Annotated in this window: 32 protein-coding genes, 2 tRNA genes and 1 pseudogene; 17 read left to right on the forward strand and 18 right to left on the reverse strand. The window is 67.4% G+C overall.

Features of this window, described 5'->3' with window-relative positions:
• Positions 1–56: 56 nt before the first annotated feature.
• Positions 57–1055, forward strand: a complete 999-nt coding sequence (locus ACOZ4N_RS12310) for a glutathione S-transferase family protein (RefSeq protein ID WP_424016672.1) — start codon at positions 57–59, stop codon at positions 1053–1055.
• On the opposite strand, the gene ACOZ4N_RS12315 is transcribed toward ACOZ4N_RS12310, so the two are convergent.
• Both ACOZ4N_RS12315 and ACOZ4N_RS12320 read right to left on the reverse strand, forming a co-directional pair.
• A complete protein-coding gene (locus ACOZ4N_RS12315) occupies positions 1041–3131 on the reverse strand; it encodes an Eco57I restriction-modification methylase domain-containing protein (RefSeq protein WP_424016673.1) in 2091 nt (696 codons plus the stop codon). The two genes, ACOZ4N_RS12310 and ACOZ4N_RS12315, sit on opposite strands and share 15 nt — an antisense overlap.
• A 91-nt stretch (positions 3132–3222) precedes the next feature.
• Positions 3223–3351 (reverse strand): hypothetical protein, encoded by a 129-nt coding sequence (locus tag ACOZ4N_RS12320; RefSeq protein WP_424016674.1) that lies wholly within the window; start codon positions 3349–3351, stop codon positions 3223–3225.
• A gap of 183 nt (positions 3352–3534) precedes the next feature.
• Between ACOZ4N_RS12320 and ACOZ4N_RS12325 the strand changes: the two genes are divergently transcribed.
• From ACOZ4N_RS12325 to ACOZ4N_RS12340, 4 genes are all read left to right on the forward strand, one after another.
• The gene (locus ACOZ4N_RS12325; protein ID WP_424016675.1) at positions 3535–4056 is read left to right on the forward strand and encodes a type IV pilin; all 522 of its coding nucleotides are present in this window, start codon (positions 3535–3537) and stop codon (positions 4054–4056) included.
• 41 nt (positions 4057–4097) lie between these two features.
• Positions 4098–4262 (forward strand): hypothetical protein, encoded by a 165-nt coding sequence (locus ACOZ4N_RS12330; protein WP_424016676.1) that lies wholly within the window; start codon positions 4098–4100, stop codon positions 4260–4262.
• A 38-nt stretch (positions 4263–4300) separates the two neighbouring features.
• Positions 4301–5152: an aldo/keto reductase gene (locus ACOZ4N_RS12335; protein ID WP_424016677.1), complete on the forward strand. Its 852-nt coding sequence runs from the start codon at positions 4301–4303 to the stop codon at positions 5150–5152.
• Between the two features lie 70 nt (positions 5153–5222).
• The gene (locus tag ACOZ4N_RS12340; protein ID WP_424016678.1) at positions 5223–5396 is read left to right on the forward strand and encodes a hypothetical protein; all 174 of its coding nucleotides are present in this window, start codon (positions 5223–5225) and stop codon (positions 5394–5396) included.
• On the opposite strand, the gene ACOZ4N_RS12345 is transcribed toward ACOZ4N_RS12340, so the two are convergent.
• Both ACOZ4N_RS12345 and ACOZ4N_RS12350 read right to left on the reverse strand, forming a co-directional pair.
• Positions 5393–6967: a hypothetical protein gene (locus ACOZ4N_RS12345; RefSeq protein WP_424016679.1), complete on the reverse strand. Its 1575-nt coding sequence runs from the start codon at positions 6965–6967 to the stop codon at positions 5393–5395. The two genes, ACOZ4N_RS12340 and ACOZ4N_RS12345, sit on opposite strands and share 4 nt — an antisense overlap.
• Positions 6968–7020: 53 nt before the next feature.
• On the reverse strand, positions 7021–7368 hold the full coding sequence (locus ACOZ4N_RS12350; protein WP_424016680.1) for a cupin domain-containing protein: 348 nt from the start codon (positions 7366–7368) through the stop codon (positions 7021–7023).
• 126 nt (positions 7369–7494) lie between these two features.
• On the opposite strand from ACOZ4N_RS12350, the gene ACOZ4N_RS12355 reads away from it, so the two are divergent.
• Complete coding sequence (locus tag ACOZ4N_RS12355; RefSeq protein WP_424016681.1) at positions 7495–8247, forward strand: DUF429 domain-containing protein; 753 nt, start codon at positions 7495–7497, stop codon at positions 8245–8247.
• A gap of 54 nt (positions 8248–8301) precedes the next feature.
• Here the strand turns inward: ACOZ4N_RS12355 and ACOZ4N_RS12360 are convergent, their stop codons facing one another.
• Both ACOZ4N_RS12360 and ACOZ4N_RS12365 read right to left on the reverse strand, forming a co-directional pair.
• Positions 8302–8496: a cold-shock protein gene (locus ACOZ4N_RS12360; protein WP_092694539.1), complete on the reverse strand. Its 195-nt coding sequence runs from the start codon at positions 8494–8496 to the stop codon at positions 8302–8304.
• 112 nt (positions 8497–8608) lie between these two features.
• A complete protein-coding gene (locus ACOZ4N_RS12365; protein ID WP_424016682.1) occupies positions 8609–8854 on the reverse strand; it encodes a hypothetical protein in 246 nt (81 codons plus the stop codon).
• Positions 8855–8956: 102 nt separating this feature from the next.
• On the opposite strand from ACOZ4N_RS12365, the gene ACOZ4N_RS12370 reads away from it, so the two are divergent.
• On the forward strand, positions 8957–9274 hold the full coding sequence (locus ACOZ4N_RS12370) for a hypothetical protein (protein ID WP_424016683.1): 318 nt from the start codon (positions 8957–8959) through the stop codon (positions 9272–9274).
• A gap of 79 nt (positions 9275–9353) precedes the next feature.
• Here the strand turns inward: ACOZ4N_RS12370 and ACOZ4N_RS12375 are convergent, their stop codons facing one another.
• The gene (locus ACOZ4N_RS12375; RefSeq protein ID WP_424016684.1) at positions 9354–9686 is read right to left on the reverse strand and encodes a DUF4234 domain-containing protein; all 333 of its coding nucleotides are present in this window, start codon (positions 9684–9686) and stop codon (positions 9354–9356) included.
• A gap of 195 nt (positions 9687–9881) precedes the next feature.
• The gene (locus tag ACOZ4N_RS12380) at positions 9882–10259 is read right to left on the reverse strand and encodes a YybH family protein (RefSeq protein ID WP_424016685.1); all 378 of its coding nucleotides are present in this window, start codon (positions 10257–10259) and stop codon (positions 9882–9884) included.
• Positions 10260–10683: 424 nt separating this feature from the next.
• On the opposite strand from ACOZ4N_RS12380, the gene ACOZ4N_RS12385 reads away from it, so the two are divergent.
• On the forward strand, positions 10684–10902 hold the full coding sequence (locus ACOZ4N_RS12385) for a hypothetical protein (protein ID WP_424016686.1): 219 nt from the start codon (positions 10684–10686) through the stop codon (positions 10900–10902).
• Between the two features lie 426 nt (positions 10903–11328).
• Here ACOZ4N_RS12385 and ACOZ4N_RS12390 read toward each other — a convergent pair.
• Positions 11329–11402: transfer RNA gene (locus ACOZ4N_RS12390), tRNA-Phe, on the reverse strand.
• Between the two features lie 165 nt (positions 11403–11567).
• Between ACOZ4N_RS12390 and ACOZ4N_RS12395 the strand changes: the two genes are divergently transcribed.
• Both ACOZ4N_RS12395 and ACOZ4N_RS12400 read left to right on the forward strand, forming a co-directional pair.
• Entirely contained in the window at positions 11568–12059 is a 492-nt protein-coding gene (locus ACOZ4N_RS12395) for a redoxin domain-containing protein (RefSeq protein ID WP_424016687.1), read from the forward strand.
• A 61-nt stretch (positions 12060–12120) separates the two neighbouring features.
• Positions 12121–12564, forward strand: coding sequence for a hypothetical protein (locus ACOZ4N_RS12400; RefSeq protein WP_424016688.1), 444 nt, complete (start codon positions 12121–12123; stop codon positions 12562–12564).
• A gap of 317 nt (positions 12565–12881) precedes the next feature.
• Here ACOZ4N_RS12400 and ACOZ4N_RS12405 read toward each other — a convergent pair.
• Positions 12882–12955 (reverse strand) — tRNA-Val (locus ACOZ4N_RS12405).
• Between the two features lie 84 nt (positions 12956–13039).
• Between ACOZ4N_RS12405 and ACOZ4N_RS12410 the strand changes: the two genes are divergently transcribed.
• The 3 genes from ACOZ4N_RS12410 to ACOZ4N_RS12420 all read left to right on the forward strand — a co-directional run bounded on the left by ACOZ4N_RS12410 (position 13040) and on the right by ACOZ4N_RS12420 (position 16281).
• Positions 13040–13543 carry a DUF192 domain-containing protein gene (locus ACOZ4N_RS12410; protein WP_424016689.1) on the forward strand — a complete coding sequence of 168 codons (504 nt, stop codon included), beginning with the start codon at positions 13040–13042 and terminating at the stop codon, positions 13541–13543.
• Positions 13544–13592: 49 nt separating this feature from the next.
• Entirely contained in the window at positions 13593–14240 is a 648-nt protein-coding gene (locus ACOZ4N_RS12415) for a DUF192 domain-containing protein (RefSeq protein ID WP_424016690.1), read from the forward strand.
• Between the two features lie 61 nt (positions 14241–14301).
• Positions 14302–16281, forward strand: coding sequence for an ABC transporter ATP-binding protein (locus ACOZ4N_RS12420; RefSeq protein ID WP_424016691.1), 1980 nt, complete (start codon positions 14302–14304; stop codon positions 16279–16281).
• 14 nt (positions 16282–16295) lie between these two features.
• On the opposite strand, the gene ACOZ4N_RS12425 is transcribed toward ACOZ4N_RS12420, so the two are convergent.
• Positions 16296–16649 carry a TRAM domain-containing protein gene (locus ACOZ4N_RS12425; protein WP_424016692.1) on the reverse strand — a complete coding sequence of 118 codons (354 nt, stop codon included), beginning with the start codon at positions 16647–16649 and terminating at the stop codon, positions 16296–16298.
• An 89-nt stretch (positions 16650–16738) separates the two neighbouring features.
• Here ACOZ4N_RS12425 and ACOZ4N_RS12430 point away from each other — a divergent pair, with 89 nt between their 5' ends.
• A complete protein-coding gene (locus ACOZ4N_RS12430; RefSeq protein WP_424016693.1) occupies positions 16739–17488 on the forward strand; it encodes a creatininase family protein in 750 nt (249 codons plus the stop codon).
• Here the strand turns inward: ACOZ4N_RS12430 and ACOZ4N_RS12435 are convergent.
• From ACOZ4N_RS12435 to ACOZ4N_RS12450, 4 genes are all read right to left on the reverse strand, one after another.
• Entirely contained in the window at positions 17485–17940 is a 456-nt protein-coding gene (locus tag ACOZ4N_RS12435; protein WP_424016694.1) for a DUF5790 family protein, read from the reverse strand. The two genes, ACOZ4N_RS12430 and ACOZ4N_RS12435, sit on opposite strands and share 4 nt — an antisense overlap.
• Positions 17941–18043: 103 nt before the next feature.
• The gene (locus tag ACOZ4N_RS12440; protein ID WP_424016695.1) at positions 18044–19033 is read right to left on the reverse strand and encodes a DUF7544 domain-containing protein; all 990 of its coding nucleotides are present in this window, start codon (positions 19031–19033) and stop codon (positions 18044–18046) included.
• A 74-nt stretch (positions 19034–19107) separates the two neighbouring features.
• Positions 19108–21210: a histidine kinase N-terminal 7TM domain-containing protein gene (locus ACOZ4N_RS12445; protein ID WP_424016696.1), complete on the reverse strand. Its 2103-nt coding sequence runs from the start codon at positions 21208–21210 to the stop codon at positions 19108–19110.
• A gap of 84 nt (positions 21211–21294) precedes the next feature.
• On the reverse strand, positions 21295–21642 hold the full coding sequence (locus ACOZ4N_RS12450) for a dihydroneopterin aldolase family protein (protein ID WP_424016697.1): 348 nt from the start codon (positions 21640–21642) through the stop codon (positions 21295–21297).
• Positions 21643–21762: 120 nt separating this feature from the next.
• Between ACOZ4N_RS12450 and ACOZ4N_RS12455 the strand changes: the two genes are divergently transcribed.
• Positions 21763–22377 (forward strand): translation initiation factor IF-2 subunit beta, encoded by a 615-nt coding sequence (locus tag ACOZ4N_RS12455; RefSeq protein WP_424016698.1) that lies wholly within the window; start codon positions 21763–21765, stop codon positions 22375–22377.
• 2 nt (positions 22378–22379) lie between these two features.
• On the opposite strand, the gene ACOZ4N_RS12460 is transcribed toward ACOZ4N_RS12455, so the two are convergent.
• The gene (locus ACOZ4N_RS12460) at positions 22380–22820 is read right to left on the reverse strand and encodes a hypothetical protein (RefSeq protein ID WP_424016699.1); all 441 of its coding nucleotides are present in this window, start codon (positions 22818–22820) and stop codon (positions 22380–22382) included.
• Positions 22821–22923: 103 nt separating this feature from the next.
• Here ACOZ4N_RS12460 and azf point away from each other — a divergent pair, with 103 nt between their 5' ends.
• Together azf and ACOZ4N_RS12470 are read left to right on the forward strand one after the other, a co-directional pair.
• Positions 22924–23703: an NAD-dependent glucose-6-phosphate dehydrogenase Azf gene (gene azf / locus ACOZ4N_RS12465; protein WP_424016700.1), complete on the forward strand. Its 780-nt coding sequence runs from the start codon at positions 22924–22926 to the stop codon at positions 23701–23703.
• Between the two features lie 34 nt (positions 23704–23737).
• A pseudogene (locus tag ACOZ4N_RS12470) lies at positions 23738–23959 on the forward strand (hypothetical protein); the annotation flags it as partial.
• A 56-nt stretch (positions 23960–24015) separates the two neighbouring features.
• On the opposite strand, the gene ACOZ4N_RS12475 reads toward ACOZ4N_RS12470, so the two are convergent.
• Positions 24016–24477, reverse strand: coding sequence for an FxLYD domain-containing protein (locus ACOZ4N_RS12475; RefSeq protein ID WP_424016701.1), 462 nt, complete (start codon positions 24475–24477; stop codon positions 24016–24018).
• 122 nt (positions 24478–24599) lie between these two features.
• Positions 24600–25214, reverse strand: coding sequence for a DUF309 domain-containing protein (locus tag ACOZ4N_RS12480; protein ID WP_424016702.1), 615 nt, complete (start codon positions 25212–25214; stop codon positions 24600–24602).
• Between the last annotated feature and the right edge of the window lie 21 nt (positions 25215–25235).

The raw sequence follows: 25235 nt of genomic DNA on the forward strand, positions 1-25235 counted from the left end.
TTACACCGACCATACTACCCTGTTTTTACGCCCGGAACCCCAACGGATAGCGTACGATGAACAAGCTCGTCGACGGCGAGTGGCGCACCGACGCGTACGAAACGACAAACGAGGACGGCGAGTTCGAACGCCAGACCACGACGTTCCGGGACGAGATCGTCGACGATCCCGACGCGCAGTTCCCCGCCGAGGCCGGCCGGTACCACCTCTACGTCTCCTACGCCTGCCCGTGGGCGCACCGGACGCTGCTGGTCCGCGCGCTGAAGGGGCTGGAAGACGCCATCACGGTCGACGTGGTCGATCCCTACCGCGACGAGGGCGGGTGGCAGTTCACGCCCGAGAAGGCGGGCTGTACGGCGGACTCGATCAACGGATTCGACTACCTCCGGGAGGCCTACGTCGCGGCCGATCCCGACGCGACCTGCCGGGTGACGGTCCCCGTGCTGTGGGACAAGAAGCGAGACACCATCGTCAACAACGAGTCCGCGGAGATCCTCCGGATGCTCGACACCGAGATGGACGGGGTCGCGGACCGTGACGTAGACCTCTACCCCGACGGGTACCAGGACGAGATCGACGAGATCATCGACGAGATCTACGAGCCGATCAACAACGGCGTCTACCGGGCCGGGTTCGCCAGCAGTCAGTCGGCATACGACGAGGCGGTCGAGGAGTTGTTCGCCGCGCTCGATCACTGGGATGCCGTCCTCGGAGACCAGCGCTACCTCGCGGGCGACCGGCTGACCGAGGCCGACATCTGCATGTTCACCACCCTGGTCCGGTTCGATCAGGTGTACCACACCCACTTCATGTGCAACCGCCAGCACATCCACGAGTACGACAACCTCTGGCCGTACCTGCGGGACCTCTACCAGACGCCGAGCGTCGCCAAGACCGTGGACATGGCCCACATCAAGGAACACTACTACACGACCCATCCGGACGTGAACCCGTCGGGAATCATCGCGACCGGGCCGGAACTGGACTTCGAGGCCGACCACGACCGCGACGAGATGGGCGGGAGTCCGCCCGAGGACCTGCTACCGCTGGCCTGAGTCGAGTGTGAGTGGCGCGGCCGTGCTGTCGCTCGTCCGGGCACGGCGCTCGACCATCGCCGTTCTGTGCCGTCGACACGCCTCGACCCCGAGATCCGCGTCGATGGCGTCGAGGACGAGACCGTCCAGTCGGTCGCGGGCCCCGTCCTCGCCAGCCAGCAACGCGTCGGCGGCCGCGGCGACTGCGCGGCGGGTGTCGGGAGCCATCGCCAGCGGATCGGGGATCGGGAGCGACGCCAGTTCGTAGGTCATCACCTGGAGCGCGCCGCCGCCCTCGCTCCGACCCCAGCACTCCAGAATCCCCGCGGTCACGGTCGCGTTGAGGACGCCGAGCGTGGCCCGTTCGAGCGTCGTCTCGTCGACAGACTGGCCGGTGTTTCCCGAATCACTCGGGCCGTCGACCCAGAGGCAGTCGACGGCGTTGCTCGCCAGCAGGCCGTCGGGGTTGGCGACGACGGGGACGCGCCGGTCGAAGAACTTCGGGACGAACACCGCCGGGGCCGACAGCGGGCCGAGATCGAACCAGACCCGGCGGCTGGCACACGACCGGCGCGAGGCGAATCCCTGGCGCTCGCCCCACGCGACGTAGTCGGCCAGCGCGTCGTAGCCGTCCCGGTCGAGCGCGCGGACGACTGCGGTTTCGAGGGCGGCCGACTCGTCGTCGCGGTCGGCCCGAACCTCGCGGACGTACTCGTGTACGTCGAGCAGGTACCGGTCGGTGTCGGCGGCGGTGACGCGGGGTCCGTCCACGTCGCGGATGCTCTTGATGGCGGGTTCGAGGAAGCGGTCGTCGACCTCGGTGGCCCAGCCGTCGGCGTCGAGAAAGAAGAAGTCGTTCGCGCCGGTCATCACGCCCCGACTGACGGTACAGCGGTCGGACAGCGGAACGAGCGACGGGTTCGACAGCAGACGGATGAACGGCTCGGGGGCGTTTAGATACGGCGCGAGTTTCGCCGAGTCGCGGTCGGCCAGCCGCCTCTGTCGGACCGTGACGCGCCGGCACGCATCGGTCGCCCGGGCCCGCAACTCGTCGTCGGGCGGTGTCGAATCGGCGTCGATCAGGTCGAGCAGCCGGGCGACCGATACCTGCTCGTCCAGTCGGCAGAAGCGGACGGGCGTCGACCGGCGGCGTTCGGGGTCGGGACACCGCTCGGCCAGAAGCAAGACGGCGTCGACGAAGGCGTCGTCGAACACCGGCGCGCCGAAGCCGACGACGGCGGCGAGCCGGTAGTGGTCGAACAGGAACCGCTGGAAGGACTCGCCGTAGCGGGTGGTGAGCCACTTGTTCGGGACGACGACGGCCAGGCGGCCACCTGCACGGAGGAATCGGGTGGCGTGCGTGACGAAGTAGACGTAGGCGTCGCTGCGACGGCTCAGCGCACGGTCGCCGTCCAGGTACGGTCGCTGGCCGTCAGGACCGAACGCGGCCAGATGGTCGCGGGCGCGGTCGATGTCGGTCGTCTCCTGCCGGACGTAGGGCGGGTTGCCGACGACGGCGTCGAACCGCCCGGCGACGAGCCCGTCGTCGGTAAGGGTACAGCGACGGTCGGAACCGGGTTCGACTGCGAAGAAATCGGACTCGTAGAGTCGACACCGGGCGTCGGGACCGGGGTCCGTGGCCGCCAGCAGTCGGTGGGCGGCCAGCGCCAGCGGGACCGGGTCGGTGTCGACGCCGACGATCCGATCGAGTCGGTCGGCCGGTGTCGACTCCGGGGCGAGGGCGGCGAGGCGGCGGGTCGCCGCGACGGGGAAGACGCCGCTCCCGACGGCGGGATCGAGGACACGGGGGAGGCGGTCGTCCGACCGTGGCTGGATGGCCCAGCGACAGCACGCCGCCGCGACCGCCGGATCGGTGACGAAGTGGCCGTCCGCTCGCCGACGGTCCGCCGGGAGTGACCGCTGGTAGGCGTCGGCCGCCCCGTCGGTCGCGGCCGCCCGCCCGAGGGCCGCGAGTCGCTCCCGAACCGTCGCGTCGTCGGTGGCCGTCGCCAGCCAGTCGGGGCGGGACCGGTCGCCCGCGGCCTCGGCGACGGCCGCCACCAGCCCGTCCAGTCCCTCCGCCGGCCCTTCGGACATCGTCACCGTGTGTCGTGCTCCAGACCCATATAGCCACCACCGGATCGAGAGCGTGCGCTATCGGTCACCCGTCGGCATCGAAAAGACGCCCCTATACGCGCTGGCTGCGGTGGCTGAGTACCTGCTCGTCGTGATCCTCGCCGGCGATCTCGCGTCGCTCCGCCAGCAGCGGAACGACCGGCGCACCCGTGTTCTCGGCGTCGGTGTAGCGTCGTGTCATGGTTGTCCTCGGCGACGGACAGGTGTTCCCCACACCCCGCGGTCGCCGTATTCTATCACGGTCGTTCATTTCATATAAACGTATTCATTTTCCCGGGCGTAGGACCTGCCGAGCGGGCCGCAGGCGACTTTGTTGCTCGAAACGAGACGATGCATTAAGTCAGACCGGGCGAAATCAACGGGCATGAGTCGGGGGACGTGGTTCGAAGGCGACAGAGGGGTCAGTGAGGTCGTCGGCGTCGTGTTGTTGATCGGCGTCACGGCGCTGCTCGTCGGGGGCGTCGGCGTCTACCTGTTCCAGTACGGTGACGGCCTCCCGGAGGCAGGGCCGTCGTTCTCGTCGTCGACGGTGTACAACGACAGCACCGCAGGCGACGGCCAGACGCTCCGGATCACCCACGAGAGCGGCGATCCGGTGCCGACCGAGGAGGTCAGTCTCCGGATACAGGACGCGACGACCGAGAGTGGGACGCCACTGGAGTACCGTGGGAACGCACTCGAACGGCAGGTCGGCGAGGCGTTCACCGCTTCGGAGACGCTCGTCCTCGACCGGACGGCGTTCACGACGCGGAGCGGGTCGCCGGTGACCGGCAGTCAACACCTGGACCTCGGGGAAGCGGCCGTCCGCATCGTGTGGACGACCGAGAACGGCAAGCGATCCGAGATCATCTACGAGTGGACCGGGCCGGATCGGACGGGTGCGTAGCACTCGGAACCTGTTTTGTCGTCCCGTCCGTAGCGACGGTGATGGCGGACGACCTCCACTGTGACACCTGCGAGCGCGACGTGACCCGCGAGGACGCCATCCGGACGAAGACGATGGGCGACCTCGACCCGACGAAGTGGCAGTCGCTGTGCTGTCCGAACTGCGGCCGCCGGCTCAAGACCGTCTTCGTCGGCCGCGAGGAGTGACGGCCAACATCTTTGCCGGTCGCGCTCGCAGAGATGGCATGGTCGAGAACCGGAGCGACACGTTCGACATCGGCGGCGAGTTGACCGTCCACCGACTGGGTTTCGGCGCGATGCGGCTCTGTGGTCCCGACATCGTCGGGCCACCGGCGGACGAGGACAGCGCCCGCGAGGTCCTCCAGCGCGCGGCCGACCTCGGCGTCGATTTCGTCGATACGGCGGACTCGTACGGCCCGGGCGTGAGCGAACGGCTCATCCGCGAGGCCGGCGTCGCCGACGAGATGGTCGTCGCCACCAAGGCCGGCCTGCTCCGCAACCGCGCGGGTGACTGGCTCGCCCACGGCGACCCCGACTACATTCGCAACCAGGTCCTCGTGAGTCGCGACCGCCTGGGCGTCGACACTATCGACCTCTACCAGTTCCACCGCCCCGACCCCGACACGCCCTTCGAGGACTCCGTCGAGACCTTCGCCGAACTGAAAGACGAGGGACTGATCGCCCACGTCGGTCTGAGCAACGTCACCGTCGAGCAGCTGGAGACCGCCCGCGACATCGTCGACGTGGCGACCGTCCAGAACCGCTACAACCCCGGCGACAGGGAGGCCGACCGGGGCTCGGATCGCGTCCTCGACGCCTGCGAGGAGTACGGCATCGGCTTCATCCCGTGGTTCCCGCTCGGTGCCGGCGACATGGACGAGAAAACCGACGTGATCGCCGAGGTCGCCGACGCTCACGACGCCACCCCCGAACAGGTCACGCTCGCCTGGCACCTCCAGCATTCGCCGGTGACGCTCCCGATTCCCGGCACCTCCAGCGTCGCCCACCTCGAGGAGAACGTGGCCGCGACCGAACTCGAACTCACCGACGAGGAGATCGCTCGCCTGAGCGAGTGAGGATGCCGTCCGTCGGACGAGCGGCCGACGCGGCGGTAACGATACGTGTGCAGAGCTACCACACCCAGGTATGCCGGAGGACGCCTGGCAGTCCATCGACATCATCAAGAACAAGGAGGGCGAGCCCCACGTCCTCCAGCAGAAAGTCGAGGTCTACGGCGGCGAACACGGCGAGTCCACGGGCTACACGAAACCGACCGTCCAGCACCGGCTGGTGCCCCTGACGCAGTTGACGAAGTCCTAGTAGGCCAGGAGGTCCGCCCACCACTCCCCGGCGGTCCGACTGCCGAGTTCGGCGGGCCGGCGGACGGTCGCCCCGGTTTCGACTTCGATCCGCAGATCAACGTCGTACGCCTCGGCCCGTGTGGCGTTCGGCACGCCCGTGGCGTCGGTCTCGTACCGAATCCGACCGCCAGTGACGAGTCCGCGGTCGGTGTCGACGGTCATCCGGATCCGGGCGCGTTCGACACGGCTGGCCTCGGCCGCGTCATCGCCGAACAGGAACCGACCGACCGCCTCCGCTTCGGTCACGTCGACCGTCCACGTCCCGCGGGTATCGTTCCGGGTCACAGTCGTCCATTCGTCGCCCGGCGAGAACGGCAACGGTGTCACGTCGCTGATCGCCAGCAACCCGGGATTTCGGCTGTACCTCCGGTAGCCAGGGTCGGCAGTCGCGGCCCGGTCGAGCGAGATTGCCTGGGACCGGTCACCGGTTCCGGTCGCCAGCGCGAACGGGTCGTATCCGGACAGTGCGTGGGCATCCGTTCCAGTCGAGGCGTACGCGAGCGGCGTCTCCCCGATCCGGAAGAGAAACCGTCGGTTCTCCCGGTCGTGCTTCCAGACGACGGCTGGCCGGTCATCGGTCGGGTCGTCGATGGTGACTGCCGCACTCGACCGGAGTGTGTCGAGGGTCGCCATCCGGTACGCCTGGCCAGGGTCGTCGGAGACCGTCACAGTGTGGTCCGGCATCGGCCGCGTCTCCGTCACGCGAACGGCACTCGCGGCGACGACGGGCGCGGCGAGGAGGAGTCCCACGAGCGCGACCGTGACTGCAGTTCGGCGGTTCCAGGTCGGCATCGCCGGCGGATCGGCAGCACGGTCGAACTGAATCCGGGCGAAGACCCCGCTCCCGACGACGGCGAGCAGGACCCCGCCCAGCACCGCGGCGGCGACGACGCCGGCGGCGACCCAGGCGGGCCGCACCGGGCCGTTCGGTGCCGCGACGAACAGCACACCACCGAGTCCGAACACGAGCAGGTGGACACCGACCGTGCGGGCAGTCCGTCGCGGACTGGTGATCGGCGTGGCCAGCGCGCTCACGAAACTCCGTCGCGCCGACGCGCCGCTCCGGACGCGGACGGCCGCGACCCCGAGGACACCCCAGACGAGCGCGCCGGTCACCAGCGCGCAGACGATTGCGACTCTCGACACCGAAAATGGGCGGATTGCGGGCGATCCCGACCGATACTCGATCACGCTGACGACGGTGTCGAAGACGAGAAACGACCCGACGACCGCGACGACCGCGGCGGCGTGAACCGCCGTCGTCACCGCGACGAGGTGGGCGAGTGACCGAGGGCCGAGGGGCTCGAAGGTCCCGACCGGAACATCGTGGCCGGACAGTTCGTCGCGCAGCCTCGGCGCGACACGCGCGAACACGAGTGCTGGCGCGACCGGTGGCACCACCAGCGCGGCCAGCGGGCCGACGACGGCCAGAACCACTCGTTCGAGGGTTGCGACGAGCACGACGGCGGCGATCAGATCGTAGGGACCGACTCGATCACTGACTGTATGGAGGGCGGAGCGGGCGGACATCGAGGGTACCCCGGAGTGGTCCTGTCATCACGTATAAACCTTGACCGGCGGGGTCACTCCTCCCGGTCGGTCCAGAAGTCGAAGGAACGTCCGGGCGTGAAGATGTCCAGGCCCACGGCAGTCTCGTCGCCGGTGTTCTCGACCCGGTGGGACTCCCAGGGCTCCAGAGAGACGGAGTCGTACTGGCCCAGCGTCGCCTCGTCGTCCTCGGTGTAGACGGTGAGTTCGCCGGCGAGGACGAGACAGACCTGGCCGTTCTCGTGGTCGTGCATCGGCGAGGAGTGGCCCGGCGGCTTCTCGAACCACTCCAGACTGGCCTCGTCGCTGCCGGCCAGCGCGACTCGTCGCCAGCCCTCGTCCGGTTCGTACGTCTCGGCCGCATCGAAGTCGACGCGTTCCATGCCCGCCGGTTCACCGCGGCGGGCGGAGTAGCCTTCGGTTCCGGCTGGCCAACGCCTGGGGGGCGAAATGACGCGCGTCAGACGCTGCCCCGCAATTTTTGACCGCGCGGCCCGTCGGTTCGACCGATGAGCGACGCGCCCCTGTACGTCGGCGTCGTCTACAGCGACGGCGAGTGGCTGGCGGCCGCCTTCGGCGGCGACGGGTTCGACCACGCCGACGTGTTCCCGGAAGTCGGGAGCGTCTGGGCCCAGTACGAGGACGTGGCCGAGTCGATCCTCGTCGACGTGCCCATCGGGCTCCACGAGGAGGGCGAGGAGCCGCGAGCGCCGGAGCAGGCGGCCCGGAAGGTCCTCGGCCCCCGTGCCGAGGCGGTCACCGATCCGCCGGTCAGGGAAGCCGCGCGAAAGCGCCGGTATCCGGCGGCGGCCCGGGTGACCGAACGCAAGACTGGACGGGACCTCTCGCGGGCCGCGTTCGAGCGCAGCGACGCCATCGTCGCGCTCGACGACCTCCTGCAGGAAGTCTCGGAAGCCCGGCCAGTCATCGCCGAGGCCCACCCAGAAGTCTGCTTTCGCGCGTTCGCCGGGACGACACTGGCCGAGGACCCAGCGACGGCCGCGGGCTACGCCGAGCGGATGCGGGCGCTGGCGACGTTCGACCGGGACGCGCCGCCGGTCGTCCAGAGCGCGGCCGAGGCCACCGCGGGCCACACCGTCACCGTCGCCGACGTGCTCGACGCCGTCGCACTCGGTTACACCGCGCGCCCGGGCCCCGGATCGATCCGCACGCTCCCCGCCGACCCGCCGACCGATCCGACCGGACTCCGGATGGGGCTGGTCTATCGGGCAGAGGCACCCCTGACGGCCGCGGATAGCTGAGAACGCGACGCAGTCGCTACGAGGCTGATAAATGAAAGAACGCAACTCGACCGATTACAGGCGGGTGACGTTGGTCGCCCGCGGACCCTTCTCTGCCTGTTCGATGTCGAATTCGACTTCCTGTCCCTCTTCGAGGTCCGGGCCGCCGACGTCTTCCATGTGGAAGAACACGTCCTCGTCCGCATCCTCTGTGTCGATGAAACCGTAACCGCCTGTGTCGTTGAAGAAATCAACCGTACCGTTTGCCATTGCCTTCGTCCGGAGACGCGGGGGACATATAACCCTTGCGAGACAGCGAATGACAGGTTCCTTCGTAGGTTACGGGATCAGCGGGCAAAAGAGAGCGGTTCGGAGGTCGGTCTCAGAGGTCGACCGTGACGCGCAGTTCGGAGTCGGTGACGGTCTCGACGGCCTCGGCGGGCAGTTCGATGTCGTCCTCGTCGGCGTCGCCGAAGCCCAGCCCCTGGATCCAGGCCTCGCCGATGTCCGGATCCGGTTCGACGTAGGCGACCTGTTCGTCCGGATCGACTTCGGTCACGATTCCGATCTGTTCACCCTCGACGTCCATGAGGAACTTCCCCTCGTCTTCGGTTGACAGGACGGTCATCCTCGTCCGGTGGGTGCGGGGTGGGTCGCAAATAGCTACGGGTTCCGGCGACCCCACACGGGTTCGGTGAGACACTCCAGTCCGGGCGACCCAGCGGTCGGTGTGCCCGACGAGTTCGACACCGGCGATCCAGCCACGATGGACCGCGCGGAACTCGCCGCCGCCCTCCACGCACACCTCGCGGCGACCGAGGAGTTACCCATCGACCCGACGGCGAACCGCTGGCTCGGCGAAGCCCAGGCCGCGGCCGCCGACGTGGCCGACGGCACCGCCCCCGACACCGTCGTCACGAAGCGCGCCCAGCAGGTCGTTCGCCTGCTGGAAAGCGCCGGCGACCTCGACAACGACGACGCCGTTCGGCACGTCGACGCGGCGCTGCACATCGCCCGGGAACTGGTCGAGCGTGGTGAGGCCGACTAGCTCGCGGCGTCCGGCGACGACCGCAGTGCGACGCCCGACCGGAGCCAGTTCTGAAAAACCGCCGCGACCGACGGTGTGGTCAGTTCGCTGCCGCGTCGTTCAGGCCAGCCTGCACCCAGTACCACGACAGGGGCGCGAAGAACAGGAACAGGACGAACAGGATCGTCTTGCTCTGGTCGGTGATCGCCTCCGCGGCACTCGAGATCTGCCAGAACGAGATCAGGTTCACGACCGGAATGATCGCGAGGATCGGCGTCAGGCTCTGGTTGGTCCCCTTGTCCAGCTGTTTGGCAGTCGAGTAGGTCCAGTAGATGGTGTACAGGCCGAGCGTAAGGATCGAAAACAGGACCTGTTTTCCGTGCGACTTCTTGCTGAAGGCCGACGCGTCCGTGACTTGCGCTTGTCCAGACATCGTGTCTGCACGTTCTCTCAAGCTGTTATATGAATCTAACGACATTTACCACGTGTAGAATCGTTGTCCAGTTCGTGGCGGCTACGTTCTGTCTCTCGCAGTGGGTCGATCCGGAGACGTGCCGCGGTCCGGCGTTCGCGCGGCGCTCACGGTATCAGTCACGAGAGGGCTTTCCGCGGAGCAGGGGCGTGGAGATCAATCGTGTGGCAGGAGCACGACCATCTTCCAGCCGTCCCCGGTCCGCCGGAAGACGTGCGTCGTGACGAGGCGTTCGAGAACCTCGTCGTCGGCCGTGTACCGCACCCAGCGGACCCGGCCGCGGGCCCGGTCGTCGGCGACGACCTCGACGTCGACCGCTTCGGCCTCCGAATAGGCGTACCCTCGCTCCGCCAGCGAGTCGAGAACGGCCGCGAAGATGTCCGCGACGGCGTCCCGAGTTTCGAGCGTCTGAACCGACTCCGCAACCAGTAACGCCGGCTCGTGGAAGTTCGCAGCGACAGCTTCGGGGTCGCCGTCCGAGAACGTTTCACCGTAGTCGTGGACGAACTCGCGGACCGCCGCTTCGGAATCCATACTCCCAACACACCCCCGTCTGTGAAGTGTCTATCCGTCAAACGCCGGGAGGTGCTCTCCGGCATCACGTGCCAGACAGCGTCGGGACACGAGTGAAACCTCGTCCGAACCTCCGTGAGCAACTGGAGAGACAATCGCCGTCAGGCGTTGCCGTCCGTCGACCGTTGTCCAAGTGACTGGGAATGTCGCCCCCCGAATCGTGAACCACGCCCAGGGATGCTCGCTTCGCTACGCCTCGCTGGTCTCGTTCGAATCCGGGGACAGTTCGGTCTCCGACCAGTGAACCCCCGGTCTGAGAGGCGGTATACCCTCGGGTGCGCGGGTGGTGTGACCCGGGTAGTGACTGACGAATTCCAGGGTCGAGCCCCGGTGCAGAGACTCGTCGCCGGGCAACTTTTATGTCAAACGGATAGAATCGTGCAGTGTGGTCGACCTGACTCTCGTCGGCGGCGGAACGGTCGTCGCCCTCCTCAGTGTCCCGTTCTTCGTCGTTCCGTCGAATATGATGGGACTCCGGACGGTCCTCGACCCAGTCTCTATCTACGACAGCGGCGGGCTGTCGGACCGGCTCGCCGCGTACTGTCTGGGCCTCATTCTCGCGTTCCTGGGCGTGTTCATGGTGTTCCAGGGACTGACTGCCTGAGCCAGACCGCGGTCCGTCGCCGCTCCCCACCCAGGCTCTCGCTCGTCCACCCGGATGTGGGGCGACCGCGCTCGTGAGAGAAAGGCTCCGCCTCCCGGATTTGGACCGGAGGAAGACTCGCTTCGCTCGTCTTTCGACTTCCCGCTCGCGAGAACGGGGACAGCCCGATCTTCAGTCGAGTACAAGCATACCGCGACGAGCGCAGCGAGTCGCGGTTTCACCGGCCGCGAGCCGCTGGCTCGCGGCGGCAGTTTTCCCCACGTTTTTGCGACCGAGTGGTGGCCACAGGCCACCCGAGGGAGTAAAAAGTGGAATGCCGCCTCCCGGATTTGAACCGGAGGAAGACTCGCTTCGCTCGTCTTCCAGGGCTCAAATCCGTCCGACGTCGTTTCTGTGACTCCTCACGACGTTCGTCGCCACAGAATATGCCGCCTCCCGGATTTGAACCGGGGACAGCCCGATCTTCAGTCGAGTGCTCTCCCAGTCTGAGCTAAGGCGGCGCGCCGTCGTGCGCATCACGACAGTTGAGGGTGGTAGAAAAAAGGATTTCGAAAGCCCGGCCGGACGGGAACTCGGCCCGACTCGCCCTGCAACCGCAGTCAGCCGCGTTCACGGGCTCGAATCGGTCCCGACGTTCAAGGGTCGCGACGCACCAGTCCGGACAAATGGTCGGCGAGGGCGAGCGAGCGCCGGACTTCGAGTTGCCGGGCCTGCGCGGGACCGAACGTGGGGTGTACCGACTCAGCGACTGCGCGGCCGACGGCGGGGTATTGCTGGCGTTCTACCCGTGTGATTTCAGCCCGCTCTGTAAGGAGAAGCTCTGTACGCTCCGGGACGTCGAGTGGTTCGAGTTCCAGCCCGAGTTCTCCGTCCTCGGGATCTCTCAGGACAGTCTCTACGCCCACGAGGAGTTCATCGACCGCCACGACATCCCGTTCCCGTTGCTCAGCGACACCGACGGCCGCGTCACTCGCAGCTACGACGTGCAGTACGACTACTGGCAGCGCCAGCCCGGCCTCCCGCGACGGGCGTTTTTCGTCCTCGACGAGTCACGGACGGTCCGGTACCGCGCGGTCGCCACCGAGGCGACGGAGGTCCCCGATCTCGGCCCGCTACTGGACGCCGTGCGATCCCTGTCCACCACAGAGCAGGGCTAACCTGCCAGCGGAATCAGTCCGAGCGACAGGCCTTTGCCGATGGACGAGACAGGACGGTGTGATGAGGGATCGGAGGGACTCTCCGGGGGGAGACGGAGACCGCTCGATCAGGAACGCCAAGCGCAACAAGCGGTCCGTCGAGGGCCGTGGCGTCCGCCGCGCGCAGGACGCCGACGCCGGCGTCGGCCCGACCGCGAACGCCGGACCGGCGGACGGGCCGGGCGGTGACGACCGGACCGAACGTGCCATGCGCGACGTGAGCTGGCACCTCGACATGGTCGAAGAACAGGAACCGGAGAAACAGGACCACCGCATCCGCGAAGCCCGAAGCATCTCGCGGGACCTCTCGACCGGCGCTCCGTCGAAAGCGACCGCGCGCAACCGCACCCAGCAGGTCGACGACCTGCTCCAGCGCGCCGACAGCACCGGCGACCCCGAGGCCGACTCCCACGTCGACACCGCCCGCCAGATGGTGCGTGATCTGCTCTGGTGGATCAAGCCCTGAGAAACGGGGCGGGGCGGATTCGTAGAATGCATGGGTTCGGGCGGATTCGAACCTCAGTCGCTCCCGTTCGTTCGCTGACTCGCGGCTTCGCCGCTCGTCTCCCGAGGCGCTTCGCGCCTCGCACCGCTCGCTCACCTCCCGCTCCCTGGTTCGAATCAGCCCTCACACACGGATTTGCGGCTCGCGAATTGCTCGCCGCAAAATCGAGTGGGTTCGGGCGGATTCGAACCGCGAGGACTTCGCTCCGCTCGTCCTCTGGGCCGCGAACCGCCGAACGCTTTTCGCGGCGCTCACGAATCGTTCGCGCCGCGAGACAGTGGGTTCGGGCGGATTCGAACCACCGATCTCGGCCTTGTAAAGGCCGCGTCATAACCGACTAGACCACGAACCCGTATTCGGTCCAAATCCACGCCGAAGAATAACGCTTACTTTCTGGGTCGACAGCCTTACCCCACCGACGACCCACCGCTCGACCATGCCGTCCCGGCTCGTCAACGCGATCACGGCGGGGTTGCTCCTGATCCTCGCCGTCGCCCTCCTCGTCCAGTCGGGCGTCCTCGCGCCACCGCTGGACCCCGGCGACTACGAGAACGCGACCGTCACCGTCCGGGACGACAACGGGACGACACTGGCCACCGTCGACGTGCGCATCGCCGACACCGACCGCAAGCGCTACGTCGGCCTCAGCGAGACCGCCAGCCTCGACCCCGGCGAGGGGATGCTGTTCGTCCACGACTCCGTCGATACACGCGCCTACGTCATGCGGAACATGTCCTTTCCGCTCGACATCCTCTTTCTCGCCCCGGACGGCACGATCACGACCATCCACCACGCCCCCACCGAACCCGGCGAGCGCGGCGACGACCTCACCGAATACCGCGGCCGCGGGAGGTACGTCCTCGAAGTCCCGCGGGGCTACACGAACGCGACCGGGATCGACGAGGGCGACACGGTCGTGATTCCCGACGACGTGGGCTGATCTCGCACCGACCGCACGCTTTATTCCGGCACACGTGGACGTTCCCGGCGTGTCACGACGACAGACGCTCGCGGCCGCCCTCGTGGTCTGCGCGCTCCTCCTGACGGGATGTGCGGGGACCCCCGGCGACGGACCGCCGACGGCCACGTCCACGACGGGGCAGTCCGGACCCGAAACGACGGGTTCGCTGGCCGAGACGGCGACCGGCGCAGGAACGCCTGCGACCACCGCGGGCTCCGAAACCGACACGCCCGAGGCGGACGACCGGACGCGCCCGCAGGTCGAACTCCGTGACGGGAACGGGACGGTGCTGGGGCGAGTCACGGTGGCAATCGCCGACACCGGCGGCGAGCGCTACACCGGCCTCAGCGACACCGAGCGCCTGAACGAGAGCGAGGGCATGCTGTTCGTCTACGAGGAACCCGACACGCACACCTACGTCATGCGGGACATGGACTTCCCGCTGGACATCCTCTTTATCGCCCCGAACGGCACGATCACGACGATTCACCACGCCCCCACCGAACCCGGGGAGAGCGGCGACGAACTCACCGGCTATCCGGGATACGGGCAGTACGTGCTGGAAGTGAACCGCGGCTACGCCAACCGGACGGGGCTCGCGGTGGGCGATACGGTGGCGATTCCGGCACGGATCGCGACCGCGGACGCGACCCCGAATCCCGACGCCGAGAGCTGAGAGGCCGGACGAGGGGTCGCCAAGCGAGGGGCTTTTGCGGAGTCGCCACGTTACACTGGTGATGGATATCGGTGCCGCCGACACGGACGACGATCCGTTCGAGGAGGCCCGGGAGCGGGCCGACAACCCCATGCGCCGGCTGTTCGCCGAGTACGGCCGCGAGAACCTGTCGTGGTTCGGCGTGGGCGTGTTCGGCAGCGTCGTCGCACGCGTCCTCGATCTGTTGCCGCCGGTGTTGCTCGGCCTGGCGGTCGACGCCATCGTCCGCAACGACAAGTCCTTCACGCTCCTGCTGGTCCCCGACGCGTGGTTGCCGGCGACCCGCGACGCCCAGCTCCTCCTGACCGTGGGGCTGATCGCCGGCGCGTTCTTCATCGGGGCGGCCTTCCACTGGGTGCGCAACTGGGGGTGGAACGGCTTCGCCCAGCACATCCAGCACGGCATCCGTACCGACACCTACGACAAGATGCAGCGGCTGGACATGGACTTCTTCGCCGACAAGCAGACCGGCGAGATGATGTCGATCCTCTCGAACGACGTGAACAGGCTGGAGAACTTCCTCAACGACGGGATGAACTCCGCGTTCCGGCTGGCGATCATGGTGGCCGGCATCGCCGCCATCCTCTTCTGGATCAACTGGCAACTCGCCGTGATCGCCCTCGTACCGGTCCCACTGATCGCCTACTTCACCTACCGGTTCATCAAGACCATCCAGCCCAAGTACGCCGAGGTGCGCTCCTCGGTCGGCCAGGTCAACTCCCGCCTGGAGAACAACCTCGGCGGCATCCAGGTCATCAAGAGCGCCAACACCGAGCGGTACGAGTCCGAGCGCGTCGAGGAGGTTTCGCGGGACTACTTCGACGCGAACTGGGGGGCCATCGACACCCGGATCAAGTTCTTCCCCGGCCTGCGGATCATCTCCGGCGTCGGGTTCGTCCTGACCTTCGCCATCGGCGGGTTCTGGGTCATCAACGGCCCGCCCGGTCCCTTCACCGAACCGCTGTACGTCGGCGAGTTCGTCACCTTCATCCTGCTCAACCAGCGGTTCATCTGGCCGATGGCCCAGTTCGGGCAGATCATCAACATGTACCAGCGGGCCCGCGCCTCCGCCGAGCGCATCTTCGGCCTGATGGACACGCCCGCCCGCATCGCCGAGGACCCCGACGCCGAGGAACTCGTCCTCGACGACGGACGCGTCGAGTACGAGGACGTGACGTTCGCCTACGCTGGCGATGCGCGAAGCGCATCGGAACAGTCGAGCGGGGAACAGAGTGACCCGCGAGAGGACGACCCCATCCTCGAAGACGTGTCCTTCACCGTCGACGGCGGCGAGACCTTCGCGCTGGTCGGGCCGACCGGGGCGGGCAAGTCGACGGTGTTGAAGCTCCTGATGCGGATGTACGACGTGGACGAGGGGACCATTCGCGTCGACGGGCAGGACGTGCGGGACGTGACGATCCCCAGCCTCCGGGAGACCATCGGCTACGTCAGCCAGGAGACGTTCCTGTTCTACGGCACCGTCGCCGAGAACATCCAGTACGGCACCTTCGACGCCAGCCGCGAGGACGTGATCGAGGCCGCGAAACGCGCCGAGGCCCACGAGTTCATCACGAACCTGCCCGACGGCTACGACACCGAGGTGGGCGAGCGCGGCGTCAAGCTCTCGGGCGGTCAGCGCCAGCGCATCGCCATCGCGCGGGCGATCCTCAAAGACCCCGAGATCCTCGTGCTGGACGAGGCGACCAGCGACGTGGACACCGAGACGGAGATGCTGATCCAGCGGTCGCTCGACCGACTGGCCGAGGACCGCACCACCTTCGCCATCGCCCACCGACTCTCGACGGTCAAGGACGCGGATCAGATCGTCGTCCTCGAAGACGGCCGGATCGTCGAGCGTGGCACCCACGAGGAACTGCTGGCCGAGAACGGCCTCTACGCCAACCTCTGGGCGGTTCAGGCCGGCGAGATCGAGGAGTTACCGGAGGAGTTCGTCGAGCGGGCGACGGAACGACGGGCCAAAACCGACGCGGACGACGACTGATCGGAGGAGATCCCTCAGACCCGCTCGACGAATTTCGCGTCGGCGGAGGTCCGGCCCTTGTTGAAGGAGAGGACTTTCGCGCGGATCACGTCGCCCTCGTCGGTGGAGTCGGGCACGTCCTCGGTGAACAGGACGAACCCCTCGACCTTGCCGACCGCGACCCGGTCGCCGGAGTGATGGTCGGTGAACTCGGTGATGCCGAACTCGTAGGTCTCGCCGAGTTCGACCGGCGGGTCCCGCTCCTGGGCGGCCTCGTGTGCCTGCTTGGACTCGCGGGCCTCCGCGGATCGCCACCGCCAGAGATACCCGATCCACCCGAGCGCGATGGCGACGACCGCGACGCCGCCGAGAATCCAGACGTACTCCATACGCGCTCGTGCGAGCGCTGGGTGTTTAGACTGTTGGCTTCCCCCGCCCGCCGGGGCGCTTACGTGCCCGCCGGCCGAGGAGTCCGACAATGGATCTCGCCGAGGCTACCTGGACCGACGCCGACGCCGCCGACGCCGACCTGGCCGTCCTCCCGGTCGGCAGTACCGAACAGCACGGCCCCCACGCCCCGCTCGGCACGGACTTCCTCACCGCCGAGGCCGTCGCGGAGCGCGGGGCAGAACAGTACGAGACCGACACCGGCGAATCGGTCGTGGTCGCACCCGCCATCCCAGTGGGCGTCGCCGAGGAACACCGCCAGTTCACCGGGACGCTGTGGGTGCGCGAGGACACGTTCCGTGACTACGTGCGCGAGACCGTCGAGAGCCTGCAGTCCCACGGCTGGCAGCGGGTCGTACTCGTCAACGGCCACGGCGGCAACGTCGCCGCGCTCCGTGAGGTCACGGCCCGCGTCACGCGCCACACCGACGGGTACGCCGTTCCGTTCACCTGGTTCGACGCCGTCGATTCCGAGGCAGTCACGATGGGCCACGGCGGCCCCCTCGAAACGAGCGCGCTCGCGTATCTCCATCCGGAACTGGTCCACGAGGATCGGCTGGACGAGGCGGCCGCGGGCGGAGCCGACGGCTGGGGCGAGTGGGAACAGGGCGTGAATCTGGCCTACGACAGCGCGGCGTTCAGCGAGAACGGGACGGTCGGCGATCCCCGCGAGGGGGACACAGACCTGGGTGAGCGACTGGTCGACGACGCGGCGGCGGCGCTGTCGGCGCTACTGGCACGGGTGGCCGAGCGCGATTCCGACCTGCCAGATCACCGCTAGTCGGCGGCTTCGGCTTCCTCGGCGTCCGCGTCCGCGTCGGCCTCGGCGTCGGATTCCTCGTCCGCGTGGGCGTCGTCCAGCGCGCCCCGCAGTTCCGGGACGGTGCTTGCGAGGTCGCTCACCTGCTCGTGTGCGTCCTCGATGTCCGCGAAGACCTCGTCGAGCGTCTCGATCTCCTCGGCGAGGTCGTCGGCGTCCTCGAAGGCGTCGGCGCGTTCGCCCATCGTGTACCACTTCTTCGCGTCGGTGAGGTGTTCCTCGGCCTCGCCCGGGTCCAGCGCCGACCGCAGGCCGTTCAGAACGCCGAGCGTGTTGTCGGCGTCCACGTCCCAGATAGCGTCACCCTCCGGCAGCGCCTCGCGGGCGTTCGCGAGCGATTCCTCGACGTCTTCGCGCATCTCCGATGCCGCCTCGTCGAACAGCTCGTCGTCGTCCAGAGTCGTCTGACCCATACCGTCCGCTTCGGCGGGAAAGGGTATAAAAACCCGCCCGAAAGTGAAAGTGTAATCGCTAGACAGCGCCGCCCCGGTTTCGGACGGGCCGACGTGTGGGCCGTCACTCCCGGACGGCGGTTCGCTGGTCGGGGATCAGATCGAGGTCGGCGTCGGTGTCGCCCAGTACCAGCAGGGTGTAGTAGCGCAGGAACGTCTGGAGCGGGACCTGCACGAGGCCGACCACGGCCAGCACGAGGGCGACGTAGACGAGTCCGAGGACGACGAGGACGGCGATCACGACGGTCGTGAGCGTCCCACCGCCGACGAAGAAGACGACGAGGCCGATCAGGAGGAACGGAATGGCCAGCGCGACGGCGGCGATACCGATCACGGTCGCCGCCGCGAGGCCGACGACGATGTTGAGCAGGAAGGCGACGAGGACGTAGGCGGCGTACTGCCAGAGATTACCGCGAAGGGTCGGCCAGAAGCGTCGCCAGCCACCGAGGATCGAGCGATCCTGCAGGACGACGACGGGGACCACGAAGTCGACGGTGAACCCGTCGATCAGGGCGACCAGCGGGAACAGGATTACGATCAGCGGGAGCGCCAGCAGGACGGCCGAGAGGATCTGTGCGTCGGTCCAGGTCAGCACGGGGCCGGTCGGGCCGGCGACGTAGACGACAGCGGCGATCAGTCCCGCGGCGAGCAGGAAGACGCCGAGCCGGAAGGCAAAGAGTCGGAGGCCAGCGCCCAGATACCGGCGGCCGTACCGCCTGACGTGGACTGCCTCGCTCCGGAGCGATTCGACGAAGACGAACTCCATGATCGAGCCGACCACCCCGAGGACGACGAGGAGTGCGACGACGACGGCGGCGACCAGCGCCAGGATGGCCAGCACGTCCCCCGGGATCGTCTCCGGCAGTTCCGAGACGCCGCTGCCGGAACTCGACACCGAGGAGCCGGCGTTGGTCGGACCGTTCAGGCCGAACCCGCCGGCGACGAAGAACGCCACGACCGCGAGGCGGAGCCAGCGGGATCGGTCGACGGGGAACAGGAACGCACGGGTCACGTCGATCGCGTCACCGACATCGTCGACTGCGTGGAGGGACATACCGGCGTTTCAGTCACCAGCTACATCCGTTTTTCGTCGCTTCTCACGGCCAGCAACCGGGCCGGCACGGGCAGTCAGCCCGACTGTGACGATTCGGACTCGGGATTCGGGGCGTCGCCGGTCGCCGCCGAACCGGGTTCGGTCTCGATGTCGGTGATCTCGAAGCGAGCGCCGCCGAGTTCGTCGGCCTCGGTTCCCGTGATCGACCAGTCGTGCGCATCGACGATGTCGGCGACGATGCTCAGGCCGAACCCGGTGCCGCCGTCGCTCGTGGTGAACCCGTGCTCGAACACGTCGGCGTCGTCGGGGAGGCCCGGCCCGTCGTCGGCGACGTACAGGCCGGTCGTCCCCGACGGGGTACCGGCCGCGTCGGTACAGGCCCCGACCGAGCCGACGGCGACGGTGACCTCGGCTCCGCCGTGTTCGACCGCATTTCGGAACAGGTTCTCGAACAGCTCCCGGAGCCGGTCGGGGTCGGCGACGACGGTCTCCGGCAGCGGTTCGAGGCGGATCGTGGCCGACTCCGTGCCGGTGTGTGCCCAGGCGTCCTGCACGACGGGAACGGGATCGACGGCCGCGGGATCGCCGACGACTGCGCCCTGGCGGGCCAGCGTCAGCATGTCGTCGATGAGCCGTTCCATGCGCTCGACCGCACTGGAGATGGCCCTGAAGTGTTCGGGGTCGCCGGTCTCCTCGGCGAATTCGAGGCGGCCGTCGATGACGGTCAGGGGGTTGCGCAGGTCGTGGGAGACGAGGGTCGCGAAGCGGTCGAGCCGGTCGTTTTTCCGTTCGAGGTCCTGCTCGTGGTGTTTGCGCTCGGTGATCTCCCGTGAGTTGACGACGATGCCGCCGACGGTGGGGTCGTCGAGCAGGTTCCGGCCGCGAGACTCGATCCAGCGCCAGGTGCCGTCGGCGGCCTCGATGCGGTACTCGACGGCGTCTTCTTCGGTCGAGCCCCAGTCGGGGAACCGCTCCTGGACGGCCATCCGGTCGTCCGGGTGGACCAGTTCGACCAGCGGCGTCCCGATGAGGTCCGCGGCGTCGTAGCCCAGTACCCGTTCAGCCGACGGGCTCTGGTAGGAGATGCGCCCTTCGGCGTCGGTGACGGTCACGATATCGGTGGACCGCTCGGTGAGGGTGCGGTACCACTGCTCGACCGACCGGCGGCCGGTGATGTCGCGCAGGAGGAGGAGCCGGCCCGTGATGCGGGCGTCCCGAAGGGTGGTCAACTCGGCGTCGAAGTAGCGTTTCGAGTCGCCGTCGTCGACGACGATCTCGTCTCTGATCTCGGCCCCCGAGTCGGTGCGGTCGAGGAACTCGGCACAGGCCGGGAACGCCTCGACGACCGGCCGGCCGAGGGCGTCGTCGGGGTCGTCGAGTACGTCGCGGGCCGCGGGGTTCAGATCGACGATCCGGAACTGGTCGTCCAGCACCATGTACCCGTCACGGATGTTGTCGAGGACGGTGTCGCGGGCGACCGGGACCAGATCGAGCAACCGGTAGCGAAAGAGCGCGATGCCCCAGACGACGCCGAGAAAGCCCAGCGTCAGCGGCGTGTAGTCGATGGCCGTCAGGTCGAGGACCCAGGCGACGTTCGCGGCGAACGCCGGCACCGCGCCGGCGAGCAGGGCCGTCCCCTGGCGGCGGTAGTGCTGGCGCGACCCCAGCGCCATCCGGAGACAGAGGACGAGCCCCGCGGTCACGAGGGCGTAGTTGTACGTCGTGTTGACCCAGTACCACGGGCCAAAGGAGCGGGCGAGGACGGCCAGCGAGCCGATCTGTTCGACACCGACCTCGGCGTAGATCAGGTTGTGGAGGGGATTCGTCGGCGTGAGGACGACGGCCACGAACAGGGGTTCGGCCGCCAGCAGGGCGACCGTCCGGCGCGTCACCCACTCGCTGTACCCCGTGTACGTCAGCATGAACACGAGAAAGCCCACGGGGACGAGGTTGTGACCGACGTAGCCCACGGTCCGCCAGAGGAGCATCCACGTCAGGTCACCCGTCGTGAACTGGAGGGCGTGCGCACCCGACCAGATGGCGGCCGCCAGCATCAGGAACGTGAACTCGCGGACGCCGCTCTCCTCGCGGCTCTGTCGGGCGACGACGATCAGCCCGACCGACAGCGCCGTCGAGAACAGGAGCAGCGGGACGATGAGTGCCTGAAGCCCGGCCATTCGGTAGTCGTCAGCCGATACAGGGAACCGAGAGCCAAAAACCTACGTACGGTTCGACGGACCGAAATCCGGAGCTGTGGCCGCTCAGCCGTCCACGTCGACCAGTCGCATCAGCGGGTACCCGTCTTCCATCTCCATCCGGGTCCGGACCGTGTGACCCTCGTACTCGACAAGAATCTCCACGTCGAGAAAGCGGCCCGTGAGTTCGGTGTAGTCGGCCGGCCCGTCCGCGAGGGCGCGTTCGAGTTCCTCGGTCAGGATCTCGACGGTCACCGCCTCGCAGTGGGGCTGGTTCTCGATGGCCTCCTCGATGGCGCGGGCGAGCGAGTCGGCGCTGTCCGGACTGACCGGCGTGCCCGCGAACTGGTGGTACAGCGAACCGAATTTGATTCCCGCCTCGAAACAGGCGGTCTGGGCGTCGCTCGGGTCCATACCGGACGGGAGGCCGGCGCGGGGAAGTGTGTTCCGGGAGCCGACGGGTGGGCTGGCTGCCACAGGTCGCGCTACGGTTCACCACGGAACGCTTTTCGGTGTCGGCCGATTCCGGGGTGTATGGACTACGACGTGGCGCTCGACCGGGCCTACGACGCCCTGCCCGAGCGGACAGCGAGCCAGCAGCGACTCCAGATCCCCGACCCGGCCGCCCAGGAGGACGGCGCATTCACGCGGTTGACGAACCTCAAGTCCATCGCGGACGCGCTCTCGCGGGAGCCCGAACACGTCCACCGCTACGTCCAGCGCGAGTTCGGGACCAACGGCCAGTTCGACGGCGACCGGAGCCGCTACAACGGGACCTTCTCGGCCGCGGACTTCGAGGCCGTCCTCGACGCCTACGCCGAGGAGTACGTCATCTGTTCGGAGTGTGGGCTGCCGGACACGAAACTCACCACCGAGGACCGCACCCAGATGCTCCGGTGTGAGGCCTGTGGGGCCTTCCGCCCGGTCGACAAGCGCTCGACGAAATCCTCGAGCCAGTCCACCACCGCGACGCTCGAAGAAGGTGAGACCTACCAGGTCAAGATCACCGGGATGGGCCGGAAGGGCGACGGCGTCGCCGAGAAAGGGAAGTACCGCATCTTCGTCCCCGGCACCAGCGAGGGCGACGTGGTGCAGGTCTACATCGACAACATCAGCGGGACGCTGGCCTTTGCCCGCCCGGTGCAGTAGGGTTATTCGACGGTCACGACCGCCGTCCGGTTTCGGCGTTCACCGTCGACCGTCGCGATGATCGTAACCTCGTAGCGCCCCCGCGTGGCGTTCTCCGTGGCGACGACCGGGAGCGTCGTCGTGACGTTCGTCGACTCCCACCCCCAGCTGGGCGGAAGGCTCGTCCAGGTGACGCTGGGGGGACGAGAGTGAGCCACACCGCCGTAGTCGATGCTGACGTTCTCCGACTGAACCCGGTCGACGTGGAGGCCGGTCGTGTTCCGCATCTCGATGGTCAGCGTGCCCGTCTCGCCGGGGCTGATCGTCGGTGCGTCGACGGCCAGTGCCGTCCGATAGTCGTCGCTCGCTGACGGAGTTTCTCGTGGATCGTCGCCGATCACACCACCACAGCCGGCCAGCAGCAGACACATCGCGACTGCGAGGAGGTACCTTCGACGGGTCACGCGTCGTCGTTTCTCGGCGTACCTCTTAGTCGTAATTAATTACTCGATTGGGAAGTAACGAACCGCATCTTACTTACTCGCGCCGTCGCTGAGGTTTACTCGAATGGACGACCCGGTTTTGCTCACGGGTGCTGGCGGGCGTGTCGGCGAGGCGATCCTTCGGGGCCTCGGCGAGCAGTACGACTGGCGGCTCATGTATCACAATCCGCCGGACGAGGAGCCAGACCACGAGTACCTCGTCGGCGACGTGATCGACGAGGACGTGGTCCGGGAGGCCGTCGAGGGCGTCGGTGCGATCATCCACCTCGCGGGCGACCCGCGGCCATCCGCACCCTGGAAGAGCGTCCTCTCGAACAACATCGACGGGACCCAGAAGATGTACGAGGCAGCGGTCGAGGCCGGCGTCGAGCGGTTCGTCTACGCCTCCTCGAACCACGCCGTCGGCGCCTTCGAGACCGACGAGCGCACCCCCGAGATGTATCGGGCCGACGACGACTACCGCCTCGACGGGACCGAACTCCCGCGCCCCGGCAACCTCTACGGCGTCTCGAAGGCCACCGGCGAAGTTCTCGGGCGGTACTACCACGACGAACACGGCATCACGGTCTGTAACGTCCGCATCGGCAACCTCACCGAGGGCCACCCGCCCATCGACTACGAGCGCGGGCAGGCGATGTGGCTCTCCTATCCCGACTGTGCCCACCTCCACGAGCGCACGCTGGAAGCCGACTACGACTACGAGATCGTCTACGGCATCTCCGACAACGACCGGAAGTACTACTCGCTGGAGCGAGCCAAGGAGGCCCTGGGCTACGAGCCACAGGACAACAGCGCCGAGTGGGACGGCGACGAACACGTCGCCGACTACGAGCGTACCGTCTAGCACAGCACCAACGTCGAATTCTTATCGTTACCACGAACGGACGCTGGAAGCGGATTACGAGTACGAGATCGTCTACGGCATCCCCGCGAGCGGAGCGAGCGGGGGCCCGTCAGACTCGTCTGACGGAGTCTCCGACAACGACCGGAAGTACTACTCGCTGGAGCGGGCCAAGGAGGCTCTGGGCTACGAACCCCAGGACAACTCCGCCGAGTGGGACGGCGACGAACACGTCGCCGACTACGAGCGCCGCGTCTAGCGCGGCACAGCGTCGAAACGGACGACCCGTCGAACCGTCCACCTCGCAGGTATCGATCAGTAGGCGGTTATATCAGTGAGTGCATAGGACGCGGTATCCTCTGCACCGGGAGCCAACGCCTCGAACTGCCACCGCTGACCGGACGCAAGGCCACTGGTATTCGCGAGTCCATCGCCGATTTTCGTCTCGTTCTCGTTGTACACGTCGAACGATAGCTGTACGTACTCGTAGTCAGTGTCGCCGAAATTTTTCGCGATACCGCGGATATACAGATTTCCGATGCGATCTAGTTCGGCCTCGACGCCCTCCAGAACGCCGATCTCCGTCTCGTCTTCGTACCATCTGGTTCCCGGTGGTTGCGCTTGTTCCGGCGTGTCGTTGTTACCAACATCGTTCTCACCGGCACCATTCCCATCGTCGTCACCGCCGTTCCGGGAATCAGAATCATCAGTACAGCCGGCGATAGCGACACTACCCGAGAGTACCACAGCAGTCCGAAAGAATTCTCGACGTCTCACGTGCTGGATCGGTTCCAGAGTGATAAATAGATAGGGACCACTCTCCGGCCCGTAATCGAGAGATAGAGTCGCCGTCTGTCAACGGTTCGTGACAGACAGGTCCGTCTCGCCGACGGGGAGTGCTAGAACAGGCCGTCCACATCCGATTCTCGCCGCTGTCGTCGCTCGACCCGTTCCGAGAGCCGCTGGTAGACGATGCCCCGGTTATCCCCGTCCCGGGCGAAGTCCATGACGAAGGTGACGAACGGACTGGTTTCCTCGCCGGCGTCGAGGTCGTCGCGAGCGTACGCCCTCGCCTGCTGGATCACGGCCTCGTCGAAGGGGCCGTCTTCGGCGTAGACCGCGGCGGCGGCCGCACATTCCGCGAAGTCGAGGTCGTCGGGGGTGATCGCGTCCCCGTCGTGGGTGAGTTCGAGCGGCGGCGCGCGCTCGATCCGTTCGGGGTCGGCGTGGAGGGCGGCGAGGTACCCACGGACACCGGCCACGTCGACATCGCGGTACTCGCCGGGCAGGCCGTCGAGGTAGTCACTGGCGCTGTCGGCCAGGCCCGTCACGCCGGCCCAGTTGCGTTCGGTGGCGTGGTGGACGGCCGCGGTGAACTGGATGAGTCCGTGGAGGAACCGCTCGTCGTCGGTCCCGCTGTCGAGGGCGAGCCAGCGGTCCTCCCAGGCGTCGTGGGCCTCGTGGTAGTCGCCTGCGTTGTAGATCGCGATTCCCGCACGGAGCGCCGTCTCCATACCGCTCCGTCGGTTCCGTCG

Source organism: Halorientalis pallida, assembly GCF_049605515.1.
GTDB classification, from domain to species: Archaea; Halobacteriota; Halobacteria; order Halobacteriales; family Haloarculaceae; genus Halorientalis; species Halorientalis pallida_A.

Bases quoted from the DNA above. Each gene is read 5' to 3' on its own strand.
- ACOZ4N_RS12310 (WP_424016672.1), top strand. From the start codon at position 57: ATGAACAAGCTCGTCGACGGCGAGTGGCGCACCGACGCGTACGAAACG.
- ACOZ4N_RS12315 (WP_424016673.1), bottom strand. From the start codon at position 3,131: ATGTCCGAAGGGCCGGCGGAGGGACTGGACGGGCTGGTGGCGGCCGTC.
- ACOZ4N_RS12320 (WP_424016674.1), bottom strand. From the start codon at position 3,351: ATGACACGACGCTACACCGACGCCGAGAACACGGGTGCGCCGGTCGTT.
- ACOZ4N_RS12325 (WP_424016675.1), top strand. From the start codon at position 3,535: ATGAGTCGGGGGACGTGGTTCGAAGGCGACAGAGGGGTCAGTGAGGTC.
- ACOZ4N_RS12330 (WP_424016676.1), top strand. From the start codon at position 4,098: ATGGCGGACGACCTCCACTGTGACACCTGCGAGCGCGACGTGACCCGC.
- ACOZ4N_RS12335 (WP_424016677.1), top strand. From the start codon at position 4,301: ATGGTCGAGAACCGGAGCGACACGTTCGACATCGGCGGCGAGTTGACC.
- ACOZ4N_RS12340 (WP_424016678.1), top strand. From the start codon at position 5,223: ATGCCGGAGGACGCCTGGCAGTCCATCGACATCATCAAGAACAAGGAG.
- ACOZ4N_RS12345 (WP_424016679.1), bottom strand. From the start codon at position 6,967: ATGTCCGCCCGCTCCGCCCTCCATACAGTCAGTGATCGAGTCGGTCCC.
- ACOZ4N_RS12350 (WP_424016680.1), bottom strand. From the start codon at position 7,368: ATGGAACGCGTCGACTTCGATGCGGCCGAGACGTACGAACCGGACGAG.
- ACOZ4N_RS12355 (WP_424016681.1), top strand. From the start codon at position 7,495: ATGAGCGACGCGCCCCTGTACGTCGGCGTCGTCTACAGCGACGGCGAG.
- ACOZ4N_RS12360 (WP_092694539.1), bottom strand. From the start codon at position 8,496: ATGGCAAACGGTACGGTTGATTTCTTCAACGACACAGGCGGTTACGGT.
- ACOZ4N_RS12365 (WP_424016682.1), bottom strand. From the start codon at position 8,854: ATGACCGTCCTGTCAACCGAAGACGAGGGGAAGTTCCTCATGGACGTC.
- ACOZ4N_RS12375 (WP_424016684.1), bottom strand. From the start codon at position 9,686: ATGTCTGGACAAGCGCAAGTCACGGACGCGTCGGCCTTCAGCAAGAAG.
- ACOZ4N_RS12380 (WP_424016685.1), bottom strand. From the start codon at position 10,259: ATGGATTCCGAAGCGGCGGTCCGCGAGTTCGTCCACGACTACGGTGAA.
- ACOZ4N_RS12395 (WP_424016687.1), top strand. From the start codon at position 11,568: ATGGTCGGCGAGGGCGAGCGAGCGCCGGACTTCGAGTTGCCGGGCCTG.
- ACOZ4N_RS12400 (WP_424016688.1), top strand. From the start codon at position 12,121: ATGAGGGATCGGAGGGACTCTCCGGGGGGAGACGGAGACCGCTCGATC.
- ACOZ4N_RS12410 (WP_424016689.1), top strand. From the start codon at position 13,040: ATGCCGTCCCGGCTCGTCAACGCGATCACGGCGGGGTTGCTCCTGATC.
- ACOZ4N_RS12420 (WP_424016691.1), top strand. From the start codon at position 14,302: ATGGATATCGGTGCCGCCGACACGGACGACGATCCGTTCGAGGAGGCC.
- ACOZ4N_RS12425 (WP_424016692.1), bottom strand. From the start codon at position 16,649: ATGGAGTACGTCTGGATTCTCGGCGGCGTCGCGGTCGTCGCCATCGCG.
- ACOZ4N_RS12430 (WP_424016693.1), top strand. From the start codon at position 16,739: ATGGATCTCGCCGAGGCTACCTGGACCGACGCCGACGCCGCCGACGCC.
- ACOZ4N_RS12435 (WP_424016694.1), bottom strand. From the start codon at position 17,940: ATGGGTCAGACGACTCTGGACGACGACGAGCTGTTCGACGAGGCGGCA.
- ACOZ4N_RS12440 (WP_424016695.1), bottom strand. From the start codon at position 19,033: ATGTCCCTCCACGCAGTCGACGATGTCGGTGACGCGATCGACGTGACC.
- ACOZ4N_RS12445 (WP_424016696.1), bottom strand. From the start codon at position 21,210: ATGGCCGGGCTTCAGGCACTCATCGTCCCGCTGCTCCTGTTCTCGACG.
- ACOZ4N_RS12450 (WP_424016697.1), bottom strand. From the start codon at position 21,642: ATGGACCCGAGCGACGCCCAGACCGCCTGTTTCGAGGCGGGAATCAAA.
- ACOZ4N_RS12455 (WP_424016698.1), top strand. From the start codon at position 21,763: ATGGACTACGACGTGGCGCTCGACCGGGCCTACGACGCCCTGCCCGAG.
- azf (WP_424016700.1), top strand. From the start codon at position 22,924: ATGGACGACCCGGTTTTGCTCACGGGTGCTGGCGGGCGTGTCGGCGAG.
- ACOZ4N_RS12480 (WP_424016702.1), bottom strand. From the start codon at position 25,214: ATGGAGACGGCGCTCCGTGCGGGAATCGCGATCTACAACGCAGGCGAC.